Annotated in this window: 25 protein-coding genes; 11 read left to right on the top strand and 14 right to left on the bottom strand. The window is 68.0% G+C overall.

Going from position 1 to position 24,901, the window contains the following annotated elements; translation table 11 throughout:
• From ACLD0U_RS05585 to idi, 8 genes are read right to left on the bottom strand one after another with little or no spacing between them, the layout of a single operon-like run.
• Complete coding sequence (locus tag ACLD0U_RS05585; RefSeq protein ID WP_410340050.1) at positions 1 to 900, bottom strand: TIGR01777 family oxidoreductase; 900 nt, start codon at positions 898 to 900, stop codon at positions 1 to 3.
• On the bottom strand, positions 897 to 3,113 hold the full coding sequence (locus ACLD0U_RS05590) for an MMPL family transporter (protein ID WP_410340051.1): 2,217 nt from the start codon (positions 3,111 to 3,113) through the stop codon (positions 897 to 899). Before ACLD0U_RS05590 ends, ACLD0U_RS05585 begins: the two co-directional genes overlap by 4 nt.
• Entirely contained in the window at positions 3,110 to 4,300 is a 1,191-nt protein-coding gene (locus ACLD0U_RS05595) for a prenyltransferase (RefSeq protein ID WP_410340052.1), read from the bottom strand. The genes ACLD0U_RS05590 and ACLD0U_RS05595 overlap by 4 nt, the downstream gene beginning before the upstream one ends.
• Positions 4,297 to 4,644, bottom strand: coding sequence for a lycopene cyclase domain-containing protein (locus tag ACLD0U_RS05600; protein ID WP_179411862.1), 348 nt, complete (start codon positions 4,642 to 4,644; stop codon positions 4,297 to 4,299). The genes ACLD0U_RS05595 and ACLD0U_RS05600 overlap by 4 nt, the downstream gene beginning before the upstream one ends.
• Positions 4,644 to 6,278 (bottom strand): phytoene desaturase family protein, encoded by a 1,635-nt coding sequence (crtI, locus tag ACLD0U_RS05605; protein ID WP_410340053.1) that lies wholly within the window; start codon positions 6,276 to 6,278, stop codon positions 4,644 to 4,646. The genes ACLD0U_RS05600 and crtI overlap by 1 nt, the downstream gene beginning before the upstream one ends.
• A complete protein-coding gene (locus ACLD0U_RS05610; RefSeq protein WP_242519427.1) occupies positions 6,275 to 7,129 on the bottom strand; it encodes a phytoene/squalene synthase family protein in 855 nt (284 codons plus the stop codon). The genes crtI and ACLD0U_RS05610 overlap by 4 nt, the downstream gene beginning before the upstream one ends.
• A 53-nt stretch (positions 7,130 to 7,182) precedes the next feature.
• Positions 7,183 to 8,280: a polyprenyl synthetase family protein gene (locus ACLD0U_RS05615; RefSeq protein WP_179410882.1), complete on the bottom strand. Its 1,098-nt coding sequence runs from the start codon at positions 8,278 to 8,280 to the stop codon at positions 7,183 to 7,185.
• Positions 8,277 to 8,855: an isopentenyl-diphosphate Delta-isomerase gene (idi, locus tag ACLD0U_RS05620; RefSeq protein ID WP_410340054.1), complete on the bottom strand. Its 579-nt coding sequence runs from the start codon at positions 8,853 to 8,855 to the stop codon at positions 8,277 to 8,279. Before idi ends, ACLD0U_RS05615 begins: the two co-directional genes overlap by 4 nt.
• A gap of 90 nt (positions 8,856 to 8,945) precedes the next feature.
• On the opposite strand from idi, the gene ACLD0U_RS05625 reads away from it, so the two are divergent.
• On the top strand, positions 8,946 to 9,551 hold the full coding sequence (locus tag ACLD0U_RS05625) for a MarR family winged helix-turn-helix transcriptional regulator (protein WP_206549911.1): 606 nt from the start codon (positions 8,946 to 8,948) through the stop codon (positions 9,549 to 9,551).
• A gap of 25 nt (positions 9,552 to 9,576) precedes the next feature.
• On the opposite strand, the gene ACLD0U_RS05630 is transcribed toward ACLD0U_RS05625, so the two are convergent.
• Entirely contained in the window at positions 9,577 to 9,852 is a 276-nt protein-coding gene (locus tag ACLD0U_RS05630) for a hypothetical protein (RefSeq protein WP_224817805.1), read from the bottom strand.
• A 67-nt stretch (positions 9,853 to 9,919) separates the two neighbouring features.
• Between ACLD0U_RS05630 and ACLD0U_RS05635 the strand changes: the two genes are divergently transcribed.
• Positions 9,920 to 10,828, top strand: coding sequence for an alpha/beta fold hydrolase (locus ACLD0U_RS05635; RefSeq protein ID WP_179410878.1), 909 nt, complete (start codon positions 9,920 to 9,922; stop codon positions 10,826 to 10,828).
• Here the strand turns inward: ACLD0U_RS05635 and ACLD0U_RS05640 are convergent.
• Positions 10,800 to 11,273, bottom strand: a complete 474-nt coding sequence (locus ACLD0U_RS05640) for an Lrp/AsnC family transcriptional regulator (protein WP_179410877.1) — start codon at positions 11,271 to 11,273, stop codon at positions 10,800 to 10,802. The two genes, ACLD0U_RS05635 and ACLD0U_RS05640, sit on opposite strands and share 29 nt — an antisense overlap.
• A 168-nt stretch (positions 11,274 to 11,441) precedes the next feature.
• On the opposite strand from ACLD0U_RS05640, the gene pdhA reads away from it, so the two are divergent.
• From pdhA to ACLD0U_RS05655, 3 genes are read left to right on the top strand one after another with little or no spacing between them, the layout of a single operon-like run.
• Positions 11,442 to 12,548, top strand: coding sequence for a pyruvate dehydrogenase (acetyl-transferring) E1 component subunit alpha (gene pdhA, locus ACLD0U_RS05645; protein WP_206549909.1), 1,107 nt, complete (start codon positions 11,442 to 11,444; stop codon positions 12,546 to 12,548).
• Between the two features lie 2 nt (positions 12,549 to 12,550).
• A complete protein-coding gene (locus ACLD0U_RS05650; RefSeq protein WP_206551202.1) occupies positions 12,551 to 13,579 on the top strand; it encodes an alpha-ketoacid dehydrogenase subunit beta in 1,029 nt (342 codons plus the stop codon).
• Positions 13,576 to 14,955 carry a dihydrolipoamide acetyltransferase family protein gene (locus ACLD0U_RS05655; RefSeq protein WP_410340055.1) on the top strand — a complete coding sequence of 460 codons (1,380 nt, stop codon included), beginning with the start codon at positions 13,576 to 13,578 and terminating at the stop codon, positions 14,953 to 14,955. Before ACLD0U_RS05650 ends, ACLD0U_RS05655 begins: the two co-directional genes overlap by 4 nt.
• A 4-nt stretch (positions 14,956 to 14,959) precedes the next feature.
• Here the strand turns inward: ACLD0U_RS05655 and ACLD0U_RS05660 are convergent, their stop codons facing one another.
• A complete protein-coding gene (locus ACLD0U_RS05660; protein ID WP_410340056.1) occupies positions 14,960 to 15,556 on the bottom strand; it encodes a TetR/AcrR family transcriptional regulator in 597 nt (198 codons plus the stop codon).
• A gap of 111 nt (positions 15,557 to 15,667) precedes the next feature.
• Between ACLD0U_RS05660 and ACLD0U_RS05665 the strand changes: the two genes are divergently transcribed.
• The 5 genes from ACLD0U_RS05665 to ACLD0U_RS05685 are packed head-to-tail and all read left to right on the top strand — an operon-like array spanning position 15,668 to position 21,617.
• Positions 15,668 to 17,221, top strand: a complete 1,554-nt coding sequence (locus ACLD0U_RS05665; protein ID WP_410340057.1) for a carboxyl transferase domain-containing protein — start codon at positions 15,668 to 15,670, stop codon at positions 17,219 to 17,221.
• 5 nt (positions 17,222 to 17,226) lie between these two features.
• A complete protein-coding gene (locus ACLD0U_RS05670) occupies positions 17,227 to 19,149 on the top strand; it encodes an acetyl/propionyl/methylcrotonyl-CoA carboxylase subunit alpha (RefSeq protein WP_410340058.1) in 1,923 nt (640 codons plus the stop codon).
• Complete coding sequence (locus tag ACLD0U_RS05675; RefSeq protein ID WP_410340059.1) at positions 19,146 to 20,312, top strand: acyl-CoA dehydrogenase family protein; 1,167 nt, start codon at positions 19,146 to 19,148, stop codon at positions 20,310 to 20,312. The genes ACLD0U_RS05670 and ACLD0U_RS05675 overlap by 4 nt, the downstream gene beginning before the upstream one ends.
• A 9-nt stretch (positions 20,313 to 20,321) precedes the next feature.
• Entirely contained in the window at positions 20,322 to 20,798 is a 477-nt protein-coding gene (locus tag ACLD0U_RS05680) for a MaoC family dehydratase (RefSeq protein WP_179410872.1), read from the top strand.
• Positions 20,799 to 21,617 (top strand): HpcH/HpaI aldolase/citrate lyase family protein, encoded by an 819-nt coding sequence (locus ACLD0U_RS05685; RefSeq protein WP_410340060.1) that lies wholly within the window; start codon positions 20,799 to 20,801, stop codon positions 21,615 to 21,617.
• A gap of 36 nt (positions 21,618 to 21,653) precedes the next feature.
• Here ACLD0U_RS05685 and ACLD0U_RS05690 read toward each other — a convergent pair whose 3' ends face one another.
• On the bottom strand, positions 21,654 to 22,238 hold the full coding sequence (locus ACLD0U_RS05690; protein WP_224817811.1) for a histidine phosphatase family protein: 585 nt from the start codon (positions 22,236 to 22,238) through the stop codon (positions 21,654 to 21,656).
• Positions 22,239 to 22,261: 23 nt separating this feature from the next.
• A complete protein-coding gene (locus ACLD0U_RS05695; RefSeq protein ID WP_224817812.1) occupies positions 22,262 to 23,110 on the bottom strand; it encodes a Sir2 family NAD-dependent protein deacetylase in 849 nt (282 codons plus the stop codon).
• Positions 23,111 to 23,173: 63 nt separating this feature from the next.
• On the opposite strand from ACLD0U_RS05695, the gene ACLD0U_RS05700 reads away from it, so the two are divergent.
• Positions 23,174 to 23,974 carry a TrmH family RNA methyltransferase gene (locus ACLD0U_RS05700; RefSeq protein ID WP_410340061.1) on the top strand — a complete coding sequence of 267 codons (801 nt, stop codon included), beginning with the start codon at positions 23,174 to 23,176 and terminating at the stop codon, positions 23,972 to 23,974.
• A gap of 12 nt (positions 23,975 to 23,986) precedes the next feature.
• On the opposite strand, the gene ACLD0U_RS05705 is transcribed toward ACLD0U_RS05700, so the two are convergent.
• Positions 23,987 to 24,829 (bottom strand): SGNH/GDSL hydrolase family protein, encoded by an 843-nt coding sequence (locus ACLD0U_RS05705; RefSeq protein WP_179410867.1) that lies wholly within the window; start codon positions 24,827 to 24,829, stop codon positions 23,987 to 23,989.
• Between the last annotated feature and the right edge of the window lie 72 nt (positions 24,830 to 24,901).

The raw sequence follows: 24,901 nt of genomic DNA on the forward strand, positions 1-24,901 counted from the left end.
TCACCGTGCCGCGACGGCGGCTGCCACTGCGGCGTCTGCGGTGTCATGCACGAAGCGGAAGCCGCTGTCGAGAAGCGCCGTCGGCCGCACATCCGCATCGGCGAGCAGCAGCGAGTCGGCCGCCGGTGCGCCGAGCACGCTCCGGAGCGCCCACGCCGGCACAGGCAACCAGAATGGCCGGTGAAGTTCGCGTGCGAGCGCGCGGCCGACGTCATTCGCCGTCGCGGACGCCGGCCCTGTGAGATTGACCGGGCCGTCGAGGTTCTGATCGATGATGTGCAGGAGTGCGCGCACCTCATCGTCGAGCGAGATCCAGGGCCAGACCTGGTCACCGCCTCCCAAGGGGCCACCGACGCCGAGGGAGGTGAGCGCGATCAACGGACGCAGCACACCCCTGCGGTGGATCACCGGTGCAGTGCGCGCGAGCGCCACCCGTGTGACGTCCGCCGCCTGCCGAGCGGCGCCCTCCCACTCGATGCACACGCGTGCCAGGAACGTGTCACCGGCGGGGGAGGACTCCGTCAGCATCCGACCGGGCACAGAGCCGTAGTACCCGACCGCGGATGCTGACACAAGCGTCGGCGCACCCCTGCCGAGGTCGCGCAGGGCCGCCACCAGAGTCGTCGTCGGAGCGAGCCTCGACGAAAGCAGCTTCCGTCGGTAAGGGGCTGTCCAGGGCATCCGTCCCACACTGGCGCCGTTCAACGCCACCACCGCGGACGCGCCCTCCAAGGCGCGCGGATCCAGCACGCCGTCCTCCGGTTGCCACTGGACCTCTCCCGGGTGAGCCGGGGGACGGCGTACCAGTCGGGTCACGCGATCCCCTCGCGCGACGAGGGCGTCCGTGAGCGCGGTTCCGATCAGCCCGGAACCGCCCGCGATGACGACGTGCGCGCTCATGGTGCCTCCGGCTCGTGGTTCTCAGGCTGCGGGTGCTTCGAGAGCTTGGACGGCCACCAGATCACCCGGCCGAGGTCGTACGACAGGGCCGGTACGAGCAGGGTGCGCACGACGAACGTGTCCAACAGCACGCCGAAGGCGACGATGAACGCCAGCTGCACCAGGAACAGGATCGGGATGACCGCGAGCGCCGTGAAGGTTGCAGCGAGCACGAGGCCGGCCGAGGTGATCACCCCGCCGGTGATCGCGAGCCCGCGCAGCACTCCCTTGCGCGTGGCGTGCTGGAGCGACTCCTCGCGCACGCGGGTCATCAAGAAGATGTTGTAGTCGATACCGAGGGCCACCAGGAAGATGAACCCGAACAGCGGCACGGCCGGGTCAGCGCCGGGGAACTGGAACAGACCGTTGAACACCAGAGCAGAAACGCCCATCGCGGTGCCGAACGAGATCACCGTTGTGATGATCAGCAGCACGGGCGCGAGCACCGAACGCAGCAGCACCATCAGAATCAGCGTGATGACGGCAAGGACGAGCGGGATGATGAGATTGCGGTCATGGATCGAGGCGGTGTTGGTGTCGACGGCTGTCGCGGTGACACCGCCTACCAGGGCGCTCGGTGCCGTATCGATGAACTCCGCCCGAAGGTCGGTGACGGTCTGCCCCGCGGCTGCCGAGTCTGCGGCATCCGTCAGCGTCGCACGAAGAAGAACCTGACCGTCGACCGTGGTGGGACTCGGTTCGGGGGTTCCGGGTGGGCCCACCGGGGTGATGCCCTCCGCTGTCACCGGCGCGGATCCGCTCGGGCTGTCCTCGGTGGTGACCGCGACGCCATCGATCCCGTCATCGGCGAGCAACACGGCGACCGCGTCGTCCATCTCGCTCTCGTCCACGATGATCAGCGCAGGGCTTCCAGAACCACCCGGGAAGTGCTCGCCCAGTGCCTGCTGACCATCTCGCGCTTCGGACTGCCCGAGCACCAGTTCGGATTGGGCGACGCCATCCGCCTTCAGCTGGGTCACGCCCAGCGCTCCGATCAGCAGAACGAGCGTGGTGGCAACCCAGATGATGCGCGGTCGCCGCTGCACGAGGTGAGCGAGCTTGGTCCACAGGCCGCGATCGGGCATCCCGTCTTCCGCGGCGACAACATCCGGCTCGAACCGCGGACGTCGCGGCCAGAAGGCCGCGCGTCCGAACGCGAAGAGCATCGCCGGTAGGAGTGTCAACGCCGAGAGCATCGCGAAGATGATCCCGATCGATGCCACCGGGCCGAGTGCGCTGTTCGACTTCAGGTCGCTGAGCAGCAGGCACAGCAGGCCGGCGATGACCGTTCCACCCGACGCGAGGATCGGCTCGAACGAACCCTTGATCGCTGACATGGTCGCGACCCACTTGTCGTTCTCGACCCGGAGCGCCTCGCGGTACCGGGCCACGAGCAGCAACGAGTAGTCGGTCGCGGCGCCGATCACGAGGATGAAGAGGATGCCCTGCGTCTGGCCGCTGAGCAGCAGGATGTCCCACTTTGCCAGCCACCACACCGTGAGGAGCGCGGCGCACAGGGCGAACAGACTAGTCGACAGGACCGCAATCGGCAGCAGGAACGATCGATACACCAGCAGCAGGATGACAAGCACTGCCAGCAGAGCCACGCCGAGCAGCAACCCATCGATCCCCGCGAACGCCGAGACCAGGTCGGCGGTGAACCCAGCCGGTCCCGTCACGAAAGTCTCGATGCCTTCGGGTGCTGCGGTGGCGAGCTCTGCGCTCAGCTCTGCGACGGTGTCGCCGACCTCGGCGCTGCTGAGGATGGGCACGAATGCCTGCGCGGCCAGGCCGTCCTCAGAGGGGATGAGTGGCGACACGTCCGCACCGATGCCGTCGATCGTCGCGACCTTCGTCATGACCTCCGCCAGCGACGAGAGTTGCTCGTCGCTCAGCTGCTCGTCGGAGACGAAGACGACGAGAGCCGGTATCGCCTCGGAGTCGTCGAAATCTCCCAGCATCTCCTGCACACGGGTCGCGTCGGCTGACTCGGGCAGGTAGCTCGTCTGGTCGTTCGATGAGACCTCGTCGACCTTGCCGAAGTAGGGGCCGCCGATGCCCGCGACGGTCAGCCACGTCAGGATGAGTGCGGCGGGCAGAAGGATCCGCAACCATTTCGGAACGGCGGGCCGATCGGCGGCCGCGCGTCGTTCGCTACGGGTGGTGTGAGTCATGCGCTGTTCCATTCCAGGATCAGGAGGAGGGTGACGAGAAAACCAGAGAAGTAGTTGAGTGCGATGAACCGACGCCAGGCCCGGTTGGACTCTGCGGAGCGTTCGTCGGTGAGCGACCAGAACGGCGCGCAGTTGAGAAGGTAGGGCACGGCGATGATGGCGGCGAGCGGACCGGGCCAGGGCACGGCGAGCATGAGCAGGCCGGCAGCCGTCCACAGCGCGAGTGCCACACGCACGGTCGCGTTCGCGCCGATCGCCGTGGCGATCGAGTGGATGCCCGCCGCACGATCCGGCACGATGTCCTGCACCGCCCCGAAGGCGTGCGCTGCCATACCCCAGAGGAAGAAGGCCGACAGCAACAGCAGGATGCCCCCCGTGAGATCTGCGCCGGCCAGAAGCAGACCGACCACCGCGGGGCTGACGAAGTGCGTGCTTGAGGTGAGCGAATCCAGGAAGGGGCGTTCCTTGAACCGAAGTCCCGGCGCGGAGTACGCGACGACGGCCAAGGCGCTCACGGCGAGCGCGCCCCATACCGCGGGGCCACCCGCGAGCGCGAGCAGCACGAGGAAGGGGATGTTTGTGAGGGCGGCGATCCACAGCGTCGGCGTATGGAGCCTCCTGGGCAGCAAAGCCCCTTCCACACCGCCCTTGCGCGGGTTGGCGACGTCCGACGCGTAGTCGAAGACGTCATTGATGCCGTACATCGCGAAGTTGTAGGGCACCAGGAAGTACAGAAAGCCGATCAGGAGGACAGCGTCGATCTCGCGTGTGGTCATCACGTACGCCGCCGCGAAAGGGAACGCCGTGTTGATCCAGCTGATCGGACGAGAGGCAACGACCAGTTGCCTGAAGTCCTCCCGGCGCGCCGAGCCGCCCTTCTGCAGCGCTACCCAGGCGGCCGGCAACAGCAGCGCCCCTGCCAGCGGGTAGGCGAAGTCCTCGACGGGCGCGACACCGATCGACACGCCCAGCAGGTGTGACGGTGCGTAGTGGAACAAGCCGGCCGAGATCATGAGGTTGTCGAACAGCGCCGTCAGAGCCAGCATGAGCACGGTTGTGAGCAGCAGGGCGATGAGCACGCGTGAGCGGGGAACACGCGGTGCGCGGCGGAACGCGACGGCGAGAAGGGCGATCGCCCCACAGGCGGCGATCGCAAGTCCGAGAGTCGCGATCAGTGGATACGTCACGACCGGTCCGCCGTCCGCGTGCGCGTCTGCTGTATCCAGCCGAGGATCCGCAGGGTGCCGGTGAAGACGACCATCGTGCACAGCACGAGGAAGATCAGGAAGAACGGTTCCTCAAGCGGCAGTTCGGGGGCGAGTACGATCCCGGTGGCGATCGGGCTCTCGCCGCGAAGGAAGACGCCCGCGGCGATGCCGGCGACATCCCACAGCAGGAACAGCGCGGTCCCGATGACGGTGATCAGCAGAGCGATTGCGGGGTCGTGCCAGAAGAACAGCCGAAAACGGTAGTCGATCAGAAGCATGCATCCGATCACGAGCAGCAGTGCTGCGAGGTACAGCATCCCCATCATCGTTCCGCTCCCGCCACGCGTGCATCCGCCGAGCGGGCGGCGCTGCTCACGCGCGTCGGAAGTGGCCCGGCGCTGTGGTCGCCGCGGATGCGCTTGAGCACGAGCTCCGCGCTGATGAGGCACATGGGCACGCCCACACCGGGTGCCGTCGTGGACCCCGAGTAGTAGAGGCCCTCGACCTTTCGCGAAGCGTTCTGCGCGCGGAACATGGCACTCTGTCGCAGAATGTGCGCGGGGCCGAGCATGCCGGCGTGCCAGGAATGGTAATCGGCCGCGAAGTCCGCAGGGCCGATGGATTCGCGCACGACGATCCGTTCGCGCAGGTCCGGAACATCGGCCCACGACGCGATCTGATCGATCGCGGCATCGACCGCGTTCTCGACCGCTGTGGACGGCGAACCGTGAAGGCTGCCGCGCCCGATGCTCTCATCGGCCGGCACCGGAATCAGGACGAAGAGGTTCTCATGCCCGGCAGGAGCCACTCCGGGATCGGTGGCGCTCGGACGGCACACGTAGATCGACGCCGGATCGGGAACACGCGCGTCCACACCGAAGATGGCGTCGAAGTTCGCCGTCCAGTCAGTCGTGAACAGCAGCGAGTGGTGGGGGAGTGCGGGCAGCTCGCCTCGCACGCCGAGCAGGGCGATCACAGCGCCCGGCCCGCTGGTGCGTTTGTCCCACCACCGTTGGGGGAAGGTCCGTTGCCGCGGTGGCAACAGCTGTGTCTCGGTGTGATGCAGATCCGCACCGGAGACGACGATGTCGGCTTTCTCGAGATGCTCGGCTCCGTGAGCATCTCGCCACGTCACGCCGGTGACCGTGTGTCGGCGCCGGCCGCGGCCGCGCCGGGGGGCGGTCTCTATGCGCTCGACGCTGGCATCCGTCACGATCTGCGCCCCGGCAGAGCGGGCGAGCGTTTCCAGAGTCTCAACCAGGTGCCAGAACCCACCCATCGGGTACTGCACGCCCTCATCGAGATCGAGCGCGCTCATCAGGTGGTACATGGCCGGTGCAGCGGATGGATCGGTTCCGAGGAAGACCGCCGGGTATCCGAGCACTTGCCTCAGCACCGGATCGTCGAAACGCTTCCCGACGTACGACTCCAGGGAAGAGGCGAGCAACCGTGTCAGCGTCGGCAGTCCGCGGATCACCTCGCCGGCGAGCAGACTCCGCAGCCGAGTGAACGGGTTGTAGAGGAAGTAGCGTTCTGCGAGGTCGGTCGTACGGGTCGCGGATGCCAGATGCGCACGCAGCACTGCAGAGCTTCCCGGTTCTGTGGCCTCAAACGTCTGCAGTACTCGGTCGGCGCCGAGTGGAACCGTGAGCGGTTCCCGCTGCCGGCCGTGCTGATCCGGCTCGCTGAAGACCCGGTACGCGGGGTCGAGGAAGCGCAAGTCAAGCTGCTCCTGGGCGGACGTGCCCAGCATGCCGAAGAAGTGCTCGAACACACGCGGCATCAGATACCAGGACGGTCCGGTGTCGAACCGGAACCCGTCACGCTCGAGGGTCCCGGCGCGGCCGCCGACGCGGGAGTTCTTCTCGAGCACGACGACGTCGTGGCCCTCCTGGGCAAGCAGTGCCGCCGTCGCAAGCCCTGCGACACCGGCGCCGATGATCACCGTGCGGGTCATCGATCTCGCTCCTTCACTGTCATGAATATGGCACGCGCCACCAGGACTGTCTTGATCGCATCAGGAACACGGATGCGCTTCTCGTAGAGCTGTTCGGCCGGGGTGCGCGCGATGCGGTCGGTGAGGTTGCCGAACAGCGCGTGGGCGCTGCGCACTGCGGCACGCGCGTCGCGCGGCAACAGTGGAATCACCGCTTTGGCATCAGCGAGCTGCCCGCGGATTCTCGCAACCCAGGCGAGTACCTCCGCATCGGAGAGCCTGCGATCGTTGCCGAGGTAGCTGCGCCCGAGGCGTTCTGTATCGTCGGCGAGGTCACGCAAGAAGTTGACGTTCTGGAACGCCGCACCGAGCTGACGGGCGCCGTGCTCCAGACGCGTCCGCGTGCTCTCGGTCACCTCTTGCCCACGCAGGAACACGCGCAGGCACATCAATCCGACGACCTCGGCCGACCCATGCACGTACGCGGCATGTGCGCGCGGATCGAACACGGTGTTCTCGGTCCCGGCATTGAGCAGATCGGTGCGCATCGAGTCGAAGAACGGTCGGGTCAGCGTCTCGTCGATCCCCGCGGCTCGGGCGGTTGCAGCGAACGCATGGATGACCAGGTCGCTGCTGTAGCCGGTCTGCATCGCGCGATGGGTCTCGACGACGTAGGCATCAAGCACCGCACGTTGATCCGCCCCGGACAGCCCCGCTTCGCTCGCTACGCCGTCGACAATCTCGTCGGCGACGCGCACCAGCGCGTAGATGTTGCGCACGTGTGTGCGGTGACGGCGTCCCAGGAGCCGCGTCGCGAGGCCGAACGATGTTGAGTAGGCGCGGATGACGCTCTGCGATACGGTCTCTGCCATTCTCGTGAAGCGTGTGAGCGAGGGAGTGCTCGATGCGGTCCGCGCCGACATGCTCATGAGCGGCGCCCTTCGATGCGCTCTGCGAGGGCGAGCAGGACTTCTCGGACCGCCGACGGTACTGCTCCGGTACCCGTGGCCGCGAGCACGTCGTAGAAGCCCGCGAGCTGCTGCTGCACCAGACCGCTCACGAACTCCTCTGCGCCGCACTCGCGCAGGCGATCTCGCAGGCGCTCGGCGCTGGTGAGCGTCAGATCCGGGTCGCCGAAGTCCTCGGCGATGTAAGGCCACAGCCCACTCAGGCGGGCGAAGCAGATGATCGCCGTCTGCTTGCCCTCGCGAAGATCCGAGTACGGGTCCTTTCCATGTTCGTGCGCGTCACCGAACGTCGAGAGCAGATCGTCCTGCAGCTGATAGGCGAGGCCCAGATGCGACCCCGCCGCGCTGAGCGCGTGTTCGAGCTCCGGCGCGGCACCGGCCAGGATCGCCGCCGCACGCAACGGCAACTCGAAGCTGTAGCTAGCCGTCTTCCGGCGGGTCATGGCGAGCACAGTATCGAGATCCGGCGCCACGAGGCCGTCGCTCAAGCCCACATCGGTGAACTCGCCCGCCGTCGTCTCGAAGACGGTGTGGTCGAGAAGATCCAGCAGACGGATGCGCTCCACAGCGGGGGCATCGATGCGCGCGAACACCTGATGGGCGCCCGAGAGCAGCAGACTTCCCGCGAGAATACCCCCGGCCTGCGCCCAATGGGATACGGCGCCGGCACGCGCCTCATCCGCTGTCGTGCGCGCGAGCTCGCCGATCAGGTTGGGGCGTCCGCGTCGGTACAGGTCTCCGTCGATCACATCGTCGTGCAGGAGGAACGCGTAGTGCAGCGCCTCGACGGCTGCAGCGACACGCACAGCGCTGCGGGTATCGGCCCACCCGCCCCGGGTGTTCTGACTCAAGGCGATGTACGTGTCGAGCAGCAGACGCGGTCGAACCAGCTTTCCGCCTTGCATGTGCTCCCCGGCGAGCGACCAGAGGCGGGAGAAGTCGGCGCCGTAGGCCTGGGCGGTTCCTGAAGAGCGCGAGAAGAGCGCACGGATCTCCGCCTCGACGGCGTCGTGCGGGTCGGACGTCTGGCGCGGCTCGCGAACGGTGCTGGTCATCTCGCCTGTCCTTCCGTCTCCATCATGCGCGCCAGTGCGGGCGCCTGCAGGATCATCCAGGGGCTGAACGCGAAAGGCGTCAGCTCTGCGGACCTCAGCAGCGCCTCCGGTGCAACCCAGGCCCATTGCATCACCTCGTCGGGGTTCGGCGACAGGGGGCCGATCACGGTTGCTCGATGCACGGGGCAGACCTCGTTCTCGACGATGCCCCCGGCGTCGACAGCGCGATAGCGGAAGTTCGGATCCACAACACGGACGTCGCGGATCTGCGCCCCGAGTTCCTGCAGCGCCCTCCGTTCGACGGCCGACGTGAGATCCTCGCCGGGCTCGGGGTGGCCGCAGAAGCTGTTGGTCCACACTCCGGGCCAGCTGCGCTTGCCCAACGCGCGCCGAGTGATGAGCACGTTGCCGTCCGCGTCGAAGAGGTAGCAGGAGAACGCCAGGTGCAAGGGCGTCGCGCGGTTGTGCACGCCTTCCTTGTCGGCGGTGCCGATGGCCTGCCCAGACTCGTTCAGCAGCACCACTCGACCCTCGGGGTGAGCGCTGCCTTCCGGGGACGTTCTGTGGACCGCCATGTCTCGCCTCGCGTTCTCTCCGACCGTGATATCGCTAGCCTAGCGAATAACTCGCCAAGCTGAAAACACCTACTCCGCTATCATATGAACATGTCGAAGCAGGAGAAGGGCAACGCGACTGTTCTGCCGAGCCTTTACGACGTCGAGAAGAACGACCCGGATTCCGCTCTCATCGACAGGACTGGGGTGTCTCCTGAGCACATGCAGGAGATCGCCGCCGTGATGGCCGCGCTGGGGCGGCTGCGCGAAGCCGAGCAGCGCCTGTCAGAGGCGTCTCAGCGCTATATGAAACTGGGGCGGTCGGATATGCGCGCGCTGCACATGCTGATCGTCGCGCAGCACGCGCAGACCGTTGTCACGCCCAGCGCCATCGCAGCGCACCTGAACATCTCGACCGCGTCCACGACGAAACTGCTCGACCGGCTCGAAGCGGCAGGCCACATCACGCGTTCACCGCATCCCAACGATCGCCGAGCGTTGGCCATCTCGATTACCGAGGAGACCAAAGAGGCGGCTAAGCAGACGGTGGGGCGCCTGCAGGCCAAGCGTTTTCACGCGGCAGCGCGATTGACATCCGAGGAACGCGCCACCGTGGTCAGGTTCCTCGAAGACATGACCGAGCAGATCACCCTGCGCAACGAGGCCTGGGCGCAGGACGAGCACACGGGGGCCGCAGGTCATCGCGCGGAGGGCTAACGCCGCCCCGCCAGAGCGACCGACTTCACTGCCGTAGCGAGGTCACTGCGTCGTCGGCGCTCCAGAACTCACCGACGAGCCGGAATGCGCGAGAGGCAAGGTGTAGTCGTTCAGCACGGTAGCGAATGCCGAGCGGGTCAACGATGACGCGCAGGTGACCGCGAACGTTTCCCCGCGCATCGATGACGCGCCACAGCGCATCTCCCGCGCGATCAAGGTGCTCCGTACGCGCCCGCAGGCACGGTGTCGGCCACTGGAGCCCGGGCAGGGTCCCGGATAGGGTGTCGGTGCTGTTGGACATGGTGACTCCTTCCGCTGATTCGAACATACGGACGGGCACCGACATCGCATCGCGTAGACTCATGCGCATGCCTGTCTCATCCCCGTACGCCGCCCGGCTCAGCGAGATTCCGGTCGCGCGTCATGAGGTTGATGTGCTGGGATCGCCCACGGCCTACTGGGTGTACGGTCCCGCCATTGACGTGCCCGACGTACCGACGGTGGTGGCCGTTCACGGGTTCCGCGGCGAGCATCATGGGCTGGAGCCGATCGTCGCGTACCTGCCGGGCATCCGCGTCATCTCGCCGGACCTCCCCGGCTTCGGCGAGACGGTGCCTGTCGCCGAGCGAGAGCACGACCTGGGGTTGTACGCCGGCTGGTTGTGCGAGTTCGCTCGCACCGTGGCCCCGGGTTCTGTCGTCCTCGGACATTCGTTCGGTTCGATCGTTGCGTCTGCGGCGGTCGCCAGCGGACTCGAGACGCCACAGCTGATCCTCGTGAACCCGATCGGTGCACCCGCACTGGAGGGGCCGAAGGGTGTGCTCACCCGGCTCGCGATCTTCTACTACACGATGGGTGCGCGACTACCCGAGAAGCCCGGTACCGCGCTGCTGCGGCATCCTTGGATCGTGCGCGTCGCCAGCATCGCTATGGCGACCACCCCTGATCGTCATCTACGCCGGTTCATCCACGATCAGCACGACACCTACTTCTCGAGCTTCGCGGACCGTGACGTGCTGCACGACGCGTTCGTGACCAGCGTTTCGCACGATGTGCGTGCCTTCGCCGGTGTGATCGACGTGCCCACCCTGCTGATCGCCGCCACGCGAGACCAGATCACACCCATCGAATCCGAACGGGCCCTGGCAGGAATGTTCCCGCAGGCACAGCTTGCCGAGATTAGTGGCGTCGGGCACCTCATCCACTACGAGGCGCCGGCCGAAGCGGCGGGCGCGATCCGCCGGTTCCTCAGGCTTCCCGTCGCGCCAGGCCGATAAGACCTGCCACCCGGAAGGGGATCACCTCTCCCATCGCGAGCGAGGTCTCGGTACGCTCCACGCCATCGATCGCCAGGATGCGGGCGTCCGTGTCGAACAGGTGTCGCGCATCGCGACAGGCGACCCTGGCGAGCAGATCGATCGGACCACTCAGGCCATGGGCCTGCACGATCTCGGGCACTCGGGCGAGCTCGGAGATGATGCGCGGCAACTCGGTCTGGCGCACGCCGATGCTGATGAAGGCCTGCAGAGGAAAGCCCAGCACCTCCGTCGAGAATGAGCGCTCGTAGGACTCCAGCACGCCGGTCTGCTCGAGGCGGGCCATCCGCGCTTGAATCGTGTTGCGTGAGAGTCGGAGGCGCTCCGCCAAGGCGACGACCGTCATGCGAGGGTCTTCGGAGAGGGCCGTGAGCAGTTCGAGATCGACACGATCGAGAGCGGGCATAGTGCCACACGTTAGCAGGTGGAGAACACCTCTGAATGCGCAACATGCTCAACACACCCAGGCATGCTTGAGCGTCGTGTCATGCCGACGTACGCTTCAAGAAGCCCCGACTGAGCTGTCGGGAACGCCGTGAACGCCCCACAAGGGCCCCACGTCAGGAGGACACCGATGTCACCGCACACCACACCGATCGTCGATACAGAGAACGACTTGACCGAGCGCATCATCGCGCCCAACGGTTCCCGCCTGTCGAATCCGCAACTCGACCGCTACGTTCAGGACGTCGACTTCCAGACGCTGCGAGACTTGCACCGCGACATGGTCGTCGTGCGCCGCATCGACTCCGAGGGCGTCGCTCTTCAGCGTCAAGGACAGCTCGGTCTCTGGGCGCCGTGCAACGGGCAGGAAGCCGCACAGGTCGGCACCGCCCGCGCCCTCGAGAAGCGCGACTACGTCTTCCCCAGCTACCGCGAGACCGGCGTCATGTATGCACGCGGCGCGGCACCGGGCGACTACGCCCGCATGTGGCGAGGCGAAGAGGGATCCGCGTACGACCCGGATGCCCTCCGCATCGCGCCGCTGCAGATCATCATCGGTGCGCAGACTCTGCATGCCGTCGGCTACGGAATGGGCATCATGCACGACGGTGCCGACGAGGTCGCCGTGAGCTATTTCGGTGACGGCGCGACCAGTCAGGGCGACGTGAACGAGGCGATGGTGTTCGCCTCGTCGTACCGTGCGCCGGTCGTCTTCGTCTGCCAGAACAACCACTGGGCCATCTCCGAGCCGGTCGGCCTGCAGTCGCAGTACCCGCTCGCCGGGCGCGCCCCCGGCTTCGGCATTCCCAGCATGCGCGTCGATGGCAACGACGTGCTTGCCTGTCTCGCCGCGATGCGCTGGGCCCTCGAGCACGCGCGTTCTGGCAAGGGTCCGGCCTACCTCGAAGCCGTCACCTATCGGATGGGGCCGCACACCACGGCGGATGACCCCAAGCGTTACCGGGACGATGCCGAGCTGGCGCTGTGGCGCGAGCGCGACCCGATCGCCCGCCTGGAGGCGCACCTGCGAGCCGCCGGTGAGCTGCCCCAGGAGCACCTCGATGCCGTGCAGGCCGAAGCCGACGCGGTGGCGCGCGACATGCGCGCCGCGACGATCGGAATGGTGACCCGTCCTGCCCTGGCCGTGTTCGATGGTGTGTACGCCGAGCCTCACTCGGGTATCGAGCGCCAGCGCGCCGAGTACGCCGCCTACCTGGCCGCATACGAGGAGGCGTGAGCATGGTGCAGATGACGATGGGCAAGGCCCTCAACGCTGGTCTTCGCCAGGCGATGCGCGATGACGACAAGGTTGTGCTGATGGGCGAGGACATCGGCACTCTCGGAGGTGTGTTCCGCATCACGGACGGCCTGCTCGACGAGTTCGGCAAGCAGCGCGTGATCGACACTCCGCTCGCCGAGTCCGGCATCGTCGGAACCGCCGTCGGTCTCGCATTCCGCGGCTATCGACCGGTCGTCGAGATCCAGTTCGACGGGTTCATCTACCCGGCATTCGACCAGATCGTGTCTCAGGTGGCCAAGCTGCATTACCGCACGCAGGGGCGGGTGAAGATGCCGATCACGATCCGGGTGCCCTGGGCGGGCGGCATCGGTGCGGCCGAGCACCACTCGGAGTCCAACGAGGCGTATTTCGTGCACACCGCAGGTCTGCGCGTGATCGCCGTCTCAGATCCGCAGGACGCCTACCGCTGCCTGCAGCAGGCCATCGCCAGCGACGACCCGGTGATCTTCTTCGAGCCGAAGCGGCTCTACCACCACAAGGGCGAGGTCGATCTGGATGCGTCGCTGGCGGATGCGCCGCCGATGGGACTGGCGCGCATCGTGAGGCCGGGAACGGATGCGACGGTCATCACGTACGGCGCCATGGTGAGCACGGCGCTCGACGCCGCCGAAGCAGCGCAAGACGAGGGGATCTCGCTCGAGGTCATCGATCTGCGTTCACTGTCACCCATCGACTACGACACCGTCGCGGCAGCTGTTCGTCGCACCGGCCGTGTCGTCGTCGCGCACGAGGCATCACGCGAGGCGGGAGTCGCCGCTGAGGTGATCGCCAGCATCACCGAGCGCTGCTTCGAATACCTCGAGGCGGCCCCGCTGCGGGTGACCGGGCACGACATCCCGTATCCGCCGGCGAAGCTCGAGAAGTTCCACCTGCCCGATCTCGACCGCATCCTCGATGCCGTCGATCGTGTGATGGACCGACCGAACAGCCTCAGCGAAGCCACCGACGCGAAGGGGACAGAGCGTTGATCACCGAATTCCGACTTCCCGACCTGGGTGAGGGCCTCACCGAAGCCGAAGTGGTGCAGTGGCTGGTGCAGCCGGGCGACACCGTCGCGCTGAACCAGACCCTCGCCGAGGTCGAGACCGCCAAGGCCGTCGTGGAGCTGCCGTCGCCTTACGAGGGCACGGTCGCTTCGTTGCACGCGGCTGCCGGCGAGACCGTCGCCGTCGGCGCCCCGCTGATCGCATTCGACGTCGCCGGGGCCGAAGGCGAGTCCGCGCCGAAGGCCGCAGAGACTGAGGAGACCGCTGAGAAGGCCCAGCCGAACCTCGTCGGCTATGGTGCGGCCCCGTCCTCGGGCGCGCGCCCGGCACGCCGTGCGCGCAGAAGTGCGGCATCCGCGGCATCCGAGTCGGTGGCGGACGCGGCCGTCATCGAGGCCGCACCGCACGATGCCGTTCCGCCGAGCGCGGCGGAGCCTGCGACGGGGGAGCGGCCCCGTTCGACGCCGCCCGTGCGCGCATATGCCAAGCGTCGCGGCGTCGATCTGGTACTGGTCGCTGCGGAGGCCGGCGATCGGGTCATCACGCGTTCCGACGTTGATGCCTACGCCGATCGCGTCGGCGCGCCCGAGGCGGAGCCGAAGGCTGTCGCGACAGAGACCAGTGTGCCCGCGGGTGTCGGCGCACCCGCTCGCGGAGAACGCGCACAGACCCGCGTGCCCATCAAGGGTGTGCGCAAGCACACGGCGCAGGCGATGGTGCAGAGCGCCTTCACAGCGCCGCACGTGACGACGTTCCACAGCGTCGACGTCACCGCGACGATGGAACTGATCGATCAGCTGCGCGCCGACCGTTCGCTGGCCGAACACCGGATCGGCCCACTGGTGCTCGTCGCGAAGGCGGTCTGTCTCGCGCTCGGGCGCAACCCGTCACTGAACGCCACGTGGGACGAGGCCGCGGGTGAGATCGTGCACAACCACTACGTCGACCTCGGCATTGCCGCGGCAACGGACCGAGGACTGATCGTGCCGATCATCCGCGACGCCGAACAGAAGTCGTTGACCGGTATGGCAGACGCCCTCACCCAGCTCACCCAGACGGCGCGCGCGGGCAAGACCAGCCCGGCCGAACTCGCGGGCGGCACGTTCTCGATCACCAACATCGGTGTCTTCGGGATCGACGCGGGTACGCCGATCCTGCCTCCGGGCCAATCCGGCATCCTGGCGGTCGGCGCTGTGCGCAAGCAGCCCTGGGAACACAACGGCGAGATCGCGCTGCGGCAGATCATGACGCTCAGCGTGTCGTTCGATCACCGCCTGGTCGACGGCGCAGAGGGGGCACGGTTCCTGAAGGACGTCTCGGATCTGCTCGAACAGCCGGGACGCGCGATGCTCTTCTGAGCACTCAGCCGGCGGCGGTGAGCAGCGCGCTCAGCGCCATAACGGTGAGCAACTCGGCGGTGGAGCGTCGAGTTCTCAGCGCCGCGCTCGTGCTGTGCGGCGTCGAGTTGAGCAGACCGAAGCACGCCTGCACGCGCAGGCGTGCTTCGTCGCGCGAGGCGGGCACGATGTCGCCGAGCACATCGATCCACAGTTCGATGTACGCCCGCTGCAGGCGTCGCACCGATGCGCGCGCGTCGGCAGTGAGGTGGGCGATGTCGCGGTCCTGCACACGGATGACATCGGCGTTGCCGAGCGCGAAGTCCACGTGGAACTCGACCAGCGCACGCATCCGTTCCGGCGCGGAGTCATGCGCGGCGGAGACCGCTTCGCCGCCGGATACCAGACGTTCACTGACGCCGATCAGCAGCGCCGCCAACAACGCCTGCTTTCCGGCGAAGTGCCGGTACACGGCGGGGCCGGATATGCCGACCGCCGCTCCGATGTCCTCCAGGCTGGCGCCGGAGTAGCCGCGTTCGGCGAACAGGCGAGCGGAGGCGACCAGGATCGCGTCGGTGCGCTCGGCCTTCGCTCGATCGCGGGGCGTGGAGGGCATTGTCATTTCGGTTAATCCTCGCTAACCTGATTTATCGGGTTAGTGAACACTAACCAATCTCGTACGAGTTGTCAGCACTTCGCTGCCACATCCGCCGTGAGTCGAGGAGGACACGCGATGGTCGTCACCCAATCGACGCTCGCCGAAGAACTGCGGCAGCGCCTTGCCGAGACCGCGCTGGGCGGCCCCGAGCGCTCTCGCGAGCGTCACGTCGCAAGGGGCAAGATGCTGCCGCGCGAGCGCATCGCGCGCCTGCTCGACCCGGGTAGCCCGTTCGTCGAAGTCGCCCCGCTCGCCGCGCATGGTCTATATGACGACCAAGCGCCCGCCGCCGGCGTCGTCGCCGGGATCGGCCTGGTGCATGGGCGGCACGTCATGGTCGTCTGCAACGACCCGACTGTGAAGGGCGGCACCTACTACCCACTCACCGTGAAGAAGCACCTCCGCGCCCAGGAGATCGCACTGGAGAACCGGCTGCCCTGCCTGTACCTGGTTGACTCGGGCGGCGCTTTTCTGCCCAAGCAAGATGAGGTCTTTCCCGACCGCGACCACTTCGGTCGAATCTTCTTCAACCAGGCCCGCATGTCGGCCGAGGGCATCCCACAGCTCGCCGCGGTGCTGGGATCCTGCACCGCCGGCGGCGCGTATGTTCCGGCGATGAGCGACGAGACCGTGATCGTGCGCGGGCAGGGCACGATCTTTCTCGGCGGTCCTCCTCTTGTCAAGGCCGCCATCGGCGAGGTCGTCACGGCCGAGGAGCTCGGCGGCGGCGAGCTGCACGCGCGCCGTTCCGGCGTGGTCGACCACCTGGCAGAGGACGACGAGCACGCTCTCGAGATCCTGCGCGACATCGTCGCGACCCTACCCGCGCCGCACGAGCCGGCCTGGAAGGTCGCCACGGCCAAGCCTCCGCAGGCGTCCGGCAGCATGTACGACGTCGTTCCGGTCGACGTGAACGCCGCCTACGACGTGCACGAGGTGATCGACCGACTGATCGACGTCGACACCTTCCACGAGTTCAAGCGCGAGTACGGCACGACTTTGGTCACCGGATTCGCCGCGCTGCACGGGCATCCGATCGGCATCGTCGCGAATAACGGTGTGCTGTTCGGAGAGTCCGCGGTCAAGGGCGCGCACTTCATCGAGCTGTGCGACCAGCGCGGCATCCCGCTGCTGTTCCTGCAGAACATCACCGGCTTCATGGTCGGCACCGACGCCGAGGCCGGCGGCATCGCCAAGGACGGCGCCAAGATGGTCACGGCTGTCGCGACCACCCGCGTGCCGAAGCTGACCGTGATCATCGGCGGCTCGTTCGGCGCCGGCAACTACTCGATGTGCGGTCGGGCGTACTCGCCGCGGTTCCTGTGGAGCTGGCCCGCCAGCCGCATCTCGGTGATGGGCGGTGCGCAGGCGGCATCCGTCCTCGCGACGGTGAAGGAGGATCAGCTCACCGCCACCGGTTCGTCCTGGAGCGCCGAGGAACGCACCGCGTTCGAGGAGCCCATCCGCGCGCAGTACGAAGCGCAGGGCGAGCCCTACTACGCCACCGCCCGACTGTGGGACGACGGCATCGTCGACCCCGACCAGACCCGCGACCTGCTCGGACTCGCGCTCGACGTCGTCTCGCGCACCCCGCTGCCCGAACCCCGCTTCGGCCTCTTCCGGATGTGATGCACATGTACGACTGGACACCAGAACTGCTGCACCGCGTCGAGAGCGTCCTCGTCGCCAACCGCGGTGAGATCGCCCGACGGATCATCCGAACGCTGCGCGACCTCGGCATCCGCAGCATTGCCGTTTACAGCGACGCCGATGCCACGGCGCCGCACGTGCGCGAAGCGGATGAGGCGGTGCACATCGGCGCGGCTCCCGCGGCGGAGTCATATCTCGATGTGACGGCGATCATGGCGGCTGCGCGCACCACCGGGGCGCGCGCGATCCACCCCGGCTACGGCTTCCTGTCCGAGAGCGTCGCCCTTGCCGAGGCCTGCGCCGACGCCGACGTGATCTTCATCGGCCCCGAGACGCGCGCCCTGCAGATCATGGGTGACAAGGCCCGTGCCCGCGCGCACGTCACGCAGCACGGTGTGCCCGTGGTGCCCGGATTCGACGCGACGGGTCTCGAGGACGCGCAGATTCGCGCCCGTGCCGATGAGGTCGGCTACCCGCTGCTGGTCAAGCCCAGCGCGGGCGGCGGCGGAAAGGGGATGGAGGTCGTCGCGTCATCCGCTGAACTGGCATCCGCCCTCACTTCGGCGCGGCGCATCGCGACGGCCGCGTTCGGCGACGATGCGCTGGTGCTCGAGCGCCTGGTGCGGCGCCCGCGGCACATCGAAGTTCAGGTGTTCGGTGACGCCCACGGCAATGTCATCGCGCTCGGCGAGCGCGAGTGCACGCTGCAGCGTCGGCACCAGAAGGTGATCGAGGAAGCGCCCGCGGCCCACCTGCCGGAGCCCGTCCGGCAGCGGCTGTGGGATGCGGCCGTCGCCGCCGCGCAGAGCGTGGCGTATGTCGGCGCCGGAACGGTGGAGTTCCTCGTCGAGGCGGATGCCGTCGATCAGATCTTCTTCATCGAGATGAACACGCGGCTCCAGGTCGAGCACCCCGTGACCGAAGAGGTGACCGGCCTCGATCTCGTGGCCCTGCAGCTGTGGGTGGCCGCCGGGGGAGCCCTGTCGCAGGCACCCGAGCTGCGCGGGCATGCCGTCGAGGCGCGGGTGTACGCAGAGTCCCCTGAGCGCGGATTTCTGCCGTCGACGGGTCGGGCGCTGCGTTTCGACGTACCGGCGGGGGTCCGTGTCGACGCCGCCGTCGAGACCGGTTCCGAGGTGACCGGGTTCTACGATCCGATGATCGCGAAGGTGATCGCCTCGGGTCCTGATCGTGCGACGGCGCTGCGCCGCTTGGACGCCGCCCTCTCCCGGACGGTGGTGCTGGGCGTCGAGACGAACATCGCCTTCCTGCGCGCCCTCTGCGCCCACGACCGGGTCGCATCGGGCGATCTGGACACCGGGCTGATCGACACCATGCTTCCGGTGTCGCCCGGTGAGCCGACAGAGCGGATGCTGGCCTCGGTCGCGTCGATCGCGCCGACGTCGAGCGCAGAGACCGGCGCGGTCGGGCCACTCTGGCACGAACTCTCGGGGTGGCGGCTGGGGTCACCCCGGCCGACGGACCCCGCAGCGTTCCTGACGGATGACGACGAGATCGTCGTCGCGCCCGCGGCCGGCGCGCCGGGTGCCGCCGTCGCCCGCGACGACGACGGCGCGCTCTGGGTGTCGGACCACGGGGTCACGATGCGCCTGCGTCCGCTCTCGCGACGCGAGCGGATGCGTCGCCGGCTGGCGGATCGGATGCCCGATGCTGGGCCGAGCGAGCCCGAGGGGCGTGCGCCCATGCCCGGCAGCATCGTCGCTGTTCATGTCGCGGACGGTGACCGCGTGCGCACGGGCGATCCGCTCGTGTCGATCGAGGCGATGAAGATGGAGCACCCGGTGCTCGCGCCGCACGACGGCATCGTGCATCTGATGGTCGCGTTGGGCGACCAGGTGCGGCGCGACCAACCGGTCGTCCGTGTCAGTGAGGAGGAGACAGCATGACCGATGAGATGCGCTACGCCGATCTCGACGAGGACCAGCGCGAGCTGGCCGCGATGGTGGCCGACTTCGCCGAGCAGGTGGTCGCACCGCAGGCGTACGAGGCCGACCGCACGCACACGCTGAATCTCGACGTGGTGCGGCAGATGGGCGAGATGGGCCTGTTCGGTCTGCCGTTCAGCGAGGAGTACGGCGGGCAGGGAGGGGACTACCTCGCGTTGGGCATCGCGATCGAGGGACTCGCCCGTGTCGATCAGTCGATCGCCATCACGCTCGAGGCGGGCGTGAGCCTGGGTGCCATGCCGATCTACCGCTTCGGTACCGAACAGCAGAAGCGCGAGTACCTGCCGTCGCTGCTCGAAGGTCAGGCCCTCGCCGGATTCGGTCTGACCGAACCCGAGGCCGGCAGCGACGCCGGCGCCACCCGCACCACGGCGCGTCTTGACGGCAATGAGTGGGTGATCGACGGCACGAAGCAGTTCATCACCAACTCCGGCACCGCGATCACGCGGTTCGTCACGGTGACCGCGGTCACCGGCGAGCGCGAGGGGCGCAAGGAGATCTCGACGATCATCGTTCCCAATGGCACCCCGGGGTTCACCGTCGAACCGGCCTACGACAAGGTCGGTTGGAACGCATCCGACACCCACCCCCTCACCCTGCAGGGTGTGCGCGTGCCGGAGGAGAATCTGCTCGGCGAGCGCGGAGCGGGTTTCCGCAACTTCCTCAGCATTCTCGACGAGGGGCGCATCGCGATCGCCGCGCTGGCGACGGGAGCAGCCGAGGGATGCCTCGAGGCCGCGGTCGACTACGCGCGGCAGCGCACGGTGTTCGGCGCGGCACTCAGTACCCGGCAGAACGCGCAGTTCACGCTGGCGCGCATGCGGGCTCGGGTGCACACCGCCCGTCTGGCCTGGCACCATGCGGCGCGACTGCGTGATGCCGGCAAGCCGTTCGCCGAGGCGGCGGCCATCGCCAAGCTGGTCGCGGGCGACGCGGCGATGGACAATGCCCGCGACGCCACGCAGATCTTCGGTGGCAACGGGTTCATGAACGAATACCCCGTGGCACGTCACTACCGCGACTCGAAGATCCTCGAGATCGGCGAGGGCACCACCGAGGTGCAGCTTCTCGTCATCGCGCGAGCGCTGGGCCTGGCCGGGTAGCGTGACGTCATGACCGATATCGTCCAGCGCGGCCTGTACTTCGAGGAGTTCGAGGTGGGTGCGCGCTATCTGCACCGGCCGGGTCGCACAGCCACCGAGGCCGACAACGTGCTGTTCACGACGCTCACGATGAACAGCCAGGCGCTGCATCTCGATGCGGCGTTCGCGCAGGCGCAACAGCCGTTCGGGCAGCGACTGATGAACTCGATGTGGACGCTGTCGACGATGGTCGGCGCGTCGGTCGGACAGCTCACCCAGGGCACGCTGGTCGCACAGCTCGGCTTGGGCGACATCGCGTTTCCGCATCCGCTGTTCCACGGCGACACGCTGTACACCGAGAGCGTGATCGTCGACAAGCGGCTCTCGTCGTCGCGCCCCGGGCAGGGCATCTGCACCGTGTCGCACACCGGACGCAACCAGGACGGCACGGTGGTCGCGACGGCGAGCCGCACGGTGCTGGTGCACTGCCGACCCGAGGGGGAGTAGATGTCACTCGATATGGGCCCTGCCCTGCTTTTCTGCCCGGCCGACCGCCCGGAGCGTTTCACGGGTGCGCTGCAGAAGGCGGATGCCGTCATCCTCGACCTCGAAGATGCGGTGCTCCCCGCTGCCAAGGCGCAGGCGCGCGAGAACATCGCCGCCGCCGCTCTTGATCCGGAGCGCGTGATCGTGCGGGTCAATGCTCCCGACACGGCGGACTTCGCGAAGGATCTCGACGTGCTCGCGCGTACGTCGTTCCGTCGCGTGATGGTCGCCAAGAGCGAGGACCCCGGGATGCTGGATGCCTTCCGCGCGGACCAGCAGATCATCGCACTGTGTGAGACGGCGTTGGGCGTGCACCGCGCGGGCGAGATCGCGGCGCACGAACGCACGGTCGCGCTGATGTGGGGGGCCGAGGACCTCGTCGCCTCGTTGGGTGGCCTGTCCAGCCGGTTCGCCGACGGGCGTTACCGCGACGTGGCCCGCCAGGCGCGAGCGCAGGTGCTGCTGGCCGCCGGCGCGCACGGCCGCACCGCGATCGACGCGGTGCACCTCGACATCGACGACGTGCAGGGACTCGCCGAAGAAGCGGCGGATGCCGTCGCCTCGGGCTTCGGCGCGACGGCCTGCATTCATCCGAAGCAGGTGGCTGTGATCCGTGAGGCCTACCGGCCGGACGCCGCCACGGTCGACTGGGCCCGTGCCGTGCTGGTCGCCGCAGAGGGGGAGCGTGGCGTGTTCCGGTTCGAGGGCCGCATGATCGATGAGCCGGTCTTGCGGCACGCGCGTGCCGTGGTCGAACGGGGCATGCGTATCGACGGATGACGTCGACTGCGGCCTGGCGTCAGGTGCGGCGCGGCATCATGCCGCGACTGATTCCAGCAGACGAAGGCTGCCGCGCTCGGCGACGAAGCGATGCACCGAGCCGTTGCGCAGCACGTCGCCCTCGCGGGGCAGCGTTCCGCCCGATGCGTGCAGCAGCAGCGCCCGCAGCACGCCGCCGTGGCTGACGACGACGATGGATTCGGCGCGCGGCGCCGAGCGGCGTCGGGCAGCGCGGGCGATCCGTTCGAGCGAGTTGAGCGCCCGATCGCGCACCTGGTCGAGTGTTTCGGCACCGGGTACGGTCGCCGTCCAGTCGCCCCAGCGCTGCAGGTACTCGTCGACGAGCAGCCCCTCGCCCTCGCCGAACTCGCGTTCGCGCATCCCGCGGGTGAGCACGGGCTCAGGCAGAGCGAGTTCGTCGGCGATGATCTGCGCGGTCTCGCGTGCCCGCATCAACGGGCTGGCGTAGACGGCGTCGTAACCGGATCCCGCGAGCACCGCCGCTGCGCGGCGGGCATCCGCGCGTCCGGTGTCGTTGAGGGGGATGTCGGTCGACCCCTGGATGCGTCGATCGAGGTTCCAGTTGGTCTGGCCATGGCGCACGACAGTCAGCAGGGTCACGGCATGAGCCTACGCGAGCCGGCTCAGAGAGCGCCGAGCGCGCGGGCGATGCCGGTCAGCACAGGCGTGGTACCGCCGCTGACCACGGCATCGGCCCACCGGTCGGCTCGGGTCGGTTCGTGGTTGACGATGACCAGGGGCATTCCCCGCCGGCGCGCGCGCTCGATCACGCGGATGCCCGAGTTCACCGTCAGAGAGGTGCCCGCCACCAGGAGGGCATCCGAGCCGTGCACGAGTGCCTCAGAGAGTCGGAAGCGCCCGGTGGGGACGAACTCTCCGAAATAGACCACCTCGGGTTTCAGCATCCCGCCGCAGACCGTGCACGGCGGAATCACGAAGCCGTCCGCGCTCTCGGGCGTCACGTCCCCGTCGGGGTTGAGCACGACGTTCTCCGGCACCGCGATCCACGGGTTGAGCTCGTCGATCTGCGCGCTGATGGCCCGCCGGTCGAAGACCTGTCCGCAGTCCAGGCACCGCACGCGATGCATCGTGCCGTGCAGTTCGACGACCCGCCGGCTGCCCGCACGCAGGTGCAGACCGTCGACGTTCTGTGTGATCACACCGGTGACGTCCCCGTTGTGCTCCAGAGCAGCGAGTGCGCGGTGCCCGCCGTTGGGATCGGGCGAGGTGAACCGGCGGTAGCCGAGGTGACCGCCCATCCAGTAGCGCCGGCGGGCCGCTTCATCAGACAGATACGTCTGGATGGTCATGGGCGACACGCGCGGCGGTGCCCCGGCACCCCGATAGGCGGGAATGCCCGAGTCGGTCGAGATGCCCGCGCCGGTGAGCACGGCGGTTCGGCGGCCGCGCAGCAGGGCGGCGGCACGATCGATGGCGTCGGGATCCAGGGCTTGCGGTTCGATCGACGTCACGGGGGCAGTCTAGGACCCGCGACGAGGTGATGGGGCGGATGGGGAAGGTGGAAGAGTGGAGGGATGCGCTTGCTGCCCGTGACCGATGCACACGACCACGTGCTCGATGACTACCGTTCCCTCACCGATGCGGCTTTGCGGCGCGTGCAGGAGCCGGCGGGCGGGCTGTACATCGCCGAGTCCGCGAAGGTCATCGAACGCGCCCTGGCGGCGGGGCACGTACCGAGATCCGTGCTCACGCAGCAGCGCTGGTTGGATGACGTCGCAGCGCTTCTGGACGGACGCGATGTGCCGGTGTACGTGGTGTCGGATGCCGTGGCGCACGAGCTGACCGGCTTCGCCGTGCACAGGGGCGTCATGGCAGCGATGCGGCGTCCGGAACTTCCTGCGCTGACCACGGTGCTCGAGAACGCACGGCGGGTGCTCGTGCTCGAAGACATCGCCGACCCGACCAACATCGGTGCGGCGTTCCGCGCCGCGGCAGGACTGGGAGCGGATGCTGTGCTGGTCACGCCGCGGTGTGGCGACCCGCTCTACCGACGGAGCGTGCGGGTGAGCATGGGCACGGTGTTTCAGGTGCCCTGGACGCGTATCGGGGAGTGGGCCGATGCCGCACACCAGCTGCGCGCGCACGGTTTCGAGATCGCCGCTCTCGCGTTGCGTGATGATGCGGTGCCGCTGGATGACTACGCCGCCTCGCGTCCCGATCGGATCGCCCTGGTCATGGGCACCGAGGGTGAGGGACTCTCGGCGGATGCCCTCGCGGTGGCCGACCGCGTCGTCACGATCCCGATGGCCGGCGGTGTCGACTCGCTCAACGTCGCCTCGGCCGCGGCGGTCGCCGTGTGGGCGATCACCCGCTGATCGCGGTCGCGGTCAGTTCTGGCCCGTTTCCGAATCGTCGAGGTGGACATACGGCACGGCCTCCGGGCGCTTCGCCGTGACGTTGTCACCCGAGGACTGGTGGCGCAGACGCCGCAGCACCCAGGGCACGAGGTGTTCGCGTGCCCACCCGATGTCTTCGGCCCGCGCTTCGCGCCAGGTGCGCATCGGCAGCGGTTCGGGTTGCATAGCCTGCAGGTCATTGGGCACGTTGAGTGCCCGCAGCACCATGCGTGCCACCTCGTGGTGACCGAGCGCGTTCAAGTGCAGGCGGTCATCGTCGAAGAAGCGCATGTCCTGGATCGTCTTCAGCGCCCACTGGTCGGCGACGATGCAGTCGTGGCGTTCGGCGACGGCGCGCACGTTCTCGTTGTAGATCGCGACCTTGCCGCGGAACGGGCGGAACACCGGGGTGAAGCCCGTGTCGATGCCCGTGAAGAGCACGACGGCAGCACCGGTGGTCGACAGCCGGGTCACTGCGTCATCGAGCTGGGAGGCGATCTCGTCCGGATCGGTGCCCGGCCGGATCACGTCGTTGCCACCGGCGCAGATCGAGATGAGGTCGGGACGCAGGGCGACAGCCGCGTCGATCTGGGTCTCTGCGATCTGGGCGATGAGCTTTCCGCGCACGGCCAGGTTCGCGTAGGCGAAGTCATCCACGTCCTGGGAGAGCACCTCGGCGACGCGGTCGGCCCAGCCGCGATGCGTGCCGACGGCGACGGGATCCGGGTCGCCGATGCCCTCGGTGAACGAGTCGCCGACAGCGACGAAACGGCGCCACGGGTGGGGGCCTTCGTTGGCGACGTACGGGGTGCGCGATGAGTCGCGATCGGTCATCGTCTTCTCCTTGACAGCGGCGCCGCAGGGGTCTCCTGTGCGCGGTTAGAGAGCCTACCGCGCGTTGTCAGT

This window comes from Microbacterium sp. 2216-1, from assembly GCF_046507855.1.
Classification (GTDB): domain Bacteria; phylum Actinomycetota; class Actinomycetes; order Actinomycetales; family Microbacteriaceae; genus Microbacterium; species Microbacterium esteraromaticum_C.

Excerpts from the sequence above, each read along its gene's own strand:
- pdhA (WP_206549909.1), top strand. The coding sequence starts at position 11,442 with ATGTCACCGCACACCACACCGATCGTCGATACAGAGAACGACTTGACC.
- ACLD0U_RS05635 (WP_179410878.1), top strand. The coding sequence starts at position 9,920 with ATGCCTGTCTCATCCCCGTACGCCGCCCGGCTCAGCGAGATTCCGGTC.
- crtI (WP_410340053.1), bottom strand. The coding sequence starts at position 6,278 with ATGACCCGCACGGTGATCATCGGCGCCGGTGTCGCAGGGCTTGCGACG.
- ACLD0U_RS05630 (WP_224817805.1), bottom strand. The coding sequence starts at position 9,852 with ATGTCCAACAGCACCGACACCCTATCCGGGACCCTGCCCGGGCTCCAG.
- ACLD0U_RS05660 (WP_410340056.1), bottom strand. The coding sequence starts at position 15,556 with ATGACAATGCCCTCCACGCCCCGCGATCGAGCGAAGGCCGAGCGCACC.
- ACLD0U_RS05585 (WP_410340050.1), bottom strand. The coding sequence starts at position 900 with ATGAGCGCGCACGTCGTCATCGCGGGCGGTTCCGGGCTGATCGGAACC.
- ACLD0U_RS05610 (WP_242519427.1), bottom strand. The coding sequence starts at position 7,129 with ATGGCAGAGACCGTATCGCAGAGCGTCATCCGCGCCTACTCAACATCG.
- ACLD0U_RS05675 (WP_410340059.1), top strand. The coding sequence starts at position 19,146 with ATGACCGATGAGATGCGCTACGCCGATCTCGACGAGGACCAGCGCGAG.
- ACLD0U_RS05670 (WP_410340058.1), top strand. The coding sequence starts at position 17,227 with ATGTACGACTGGACACCAGAACTGCTGCACCGCGTCGAGAGCGTCCTC.
- ACLD0U_RS05700 (WP_410340061.1), top strand. The coding sequence starts at position 23,174 with ATGCGCTTGCTGCCCGTGACCGATGCACACGACCACGTGCTCGATGAC.
- ACLD0U_RS05600 (WP_179411862.1), bottom strand. The coding sequence starts at position 4,644 with ATGGGGATGCTGTACCTCGCAGCACTGCTGCTCGTGATCGGATGCATG.
- ACLD0U_RS05625 (WP_206549911.1), top strand. The coding sequence starts at position 8,946 with ATGTCGAAGCAGGAGAAGGGCAACGCGACTGTTCTGCCGAGCCTTTAC.
- ACLD0U_RS05680 (WP_179410872.1), top strand. The coding sequence starts at position 20,322 with ATGACCGATATCGTCCAGCGCGGCCTGTACTTCGAGGAGTTCGAGGTG.
- ACLD0U_RS05590 (WP_410340051.1), bottom strand. The coding sequence starts at position 3,113 with ATGACTCACACCACCCGTAGCGAACGACGCGCGGCCGCCGATCGGCCC.
- ACLD0U_RS05640 (WP_179410877.1), bottom strand. The coding sequence starts at position 11,273 with ATGCCCGCTCTCGATCGTGTCGATCTCGAACTGCTCACGGCCCTCTCC.
- ACLD0U_RS05705 (WP_179410867.1), bottom strand. The coding sequence starts at position 24,829 with ATGACCGATCGCGACTCATCGCGCACCCCGTACGTCGCCAACGAAGGC.
- ACLD0U_RS05615 (WP_179410882.1), bottom strand. The coding sequence starts at position 8,280 with ATGACCAGCACCGTTCGCGAGCCGCGCCAGACGTCCGACCCGCACGAC.
- ACLD0U_RS05685 (WP_410340060.1), top strand. The coding sequence starts at position 20,799 with ATGTCACTCGATATGGGCCCTGCCCTGCTTTTCTGCCCGGCCGACCGC.
- ACLD0U_RS05665 (WP_410340057.1), top strand. The coding sequence starts at position 15,668 with ATGGTCGTCACCCAATCGACGCTCGCCGAAGAACTGCGGCAGCGCCTT.
- ACLD0U_RS05650 (WP_206551202.1), top strand. The coding sequence starts at position 12,551 with ATGGTGCAGATGACGATGGGCAAGGCCCTCAACGCTGGTCTTCGCCAG.
- idi (WP_410340054.1), bottom strand. The coding sequence starts at position 8,855 with ATGGCGGTCCACAGAACGTCCCCGGAAGGCAGCGCTCACCCCGAGGGT.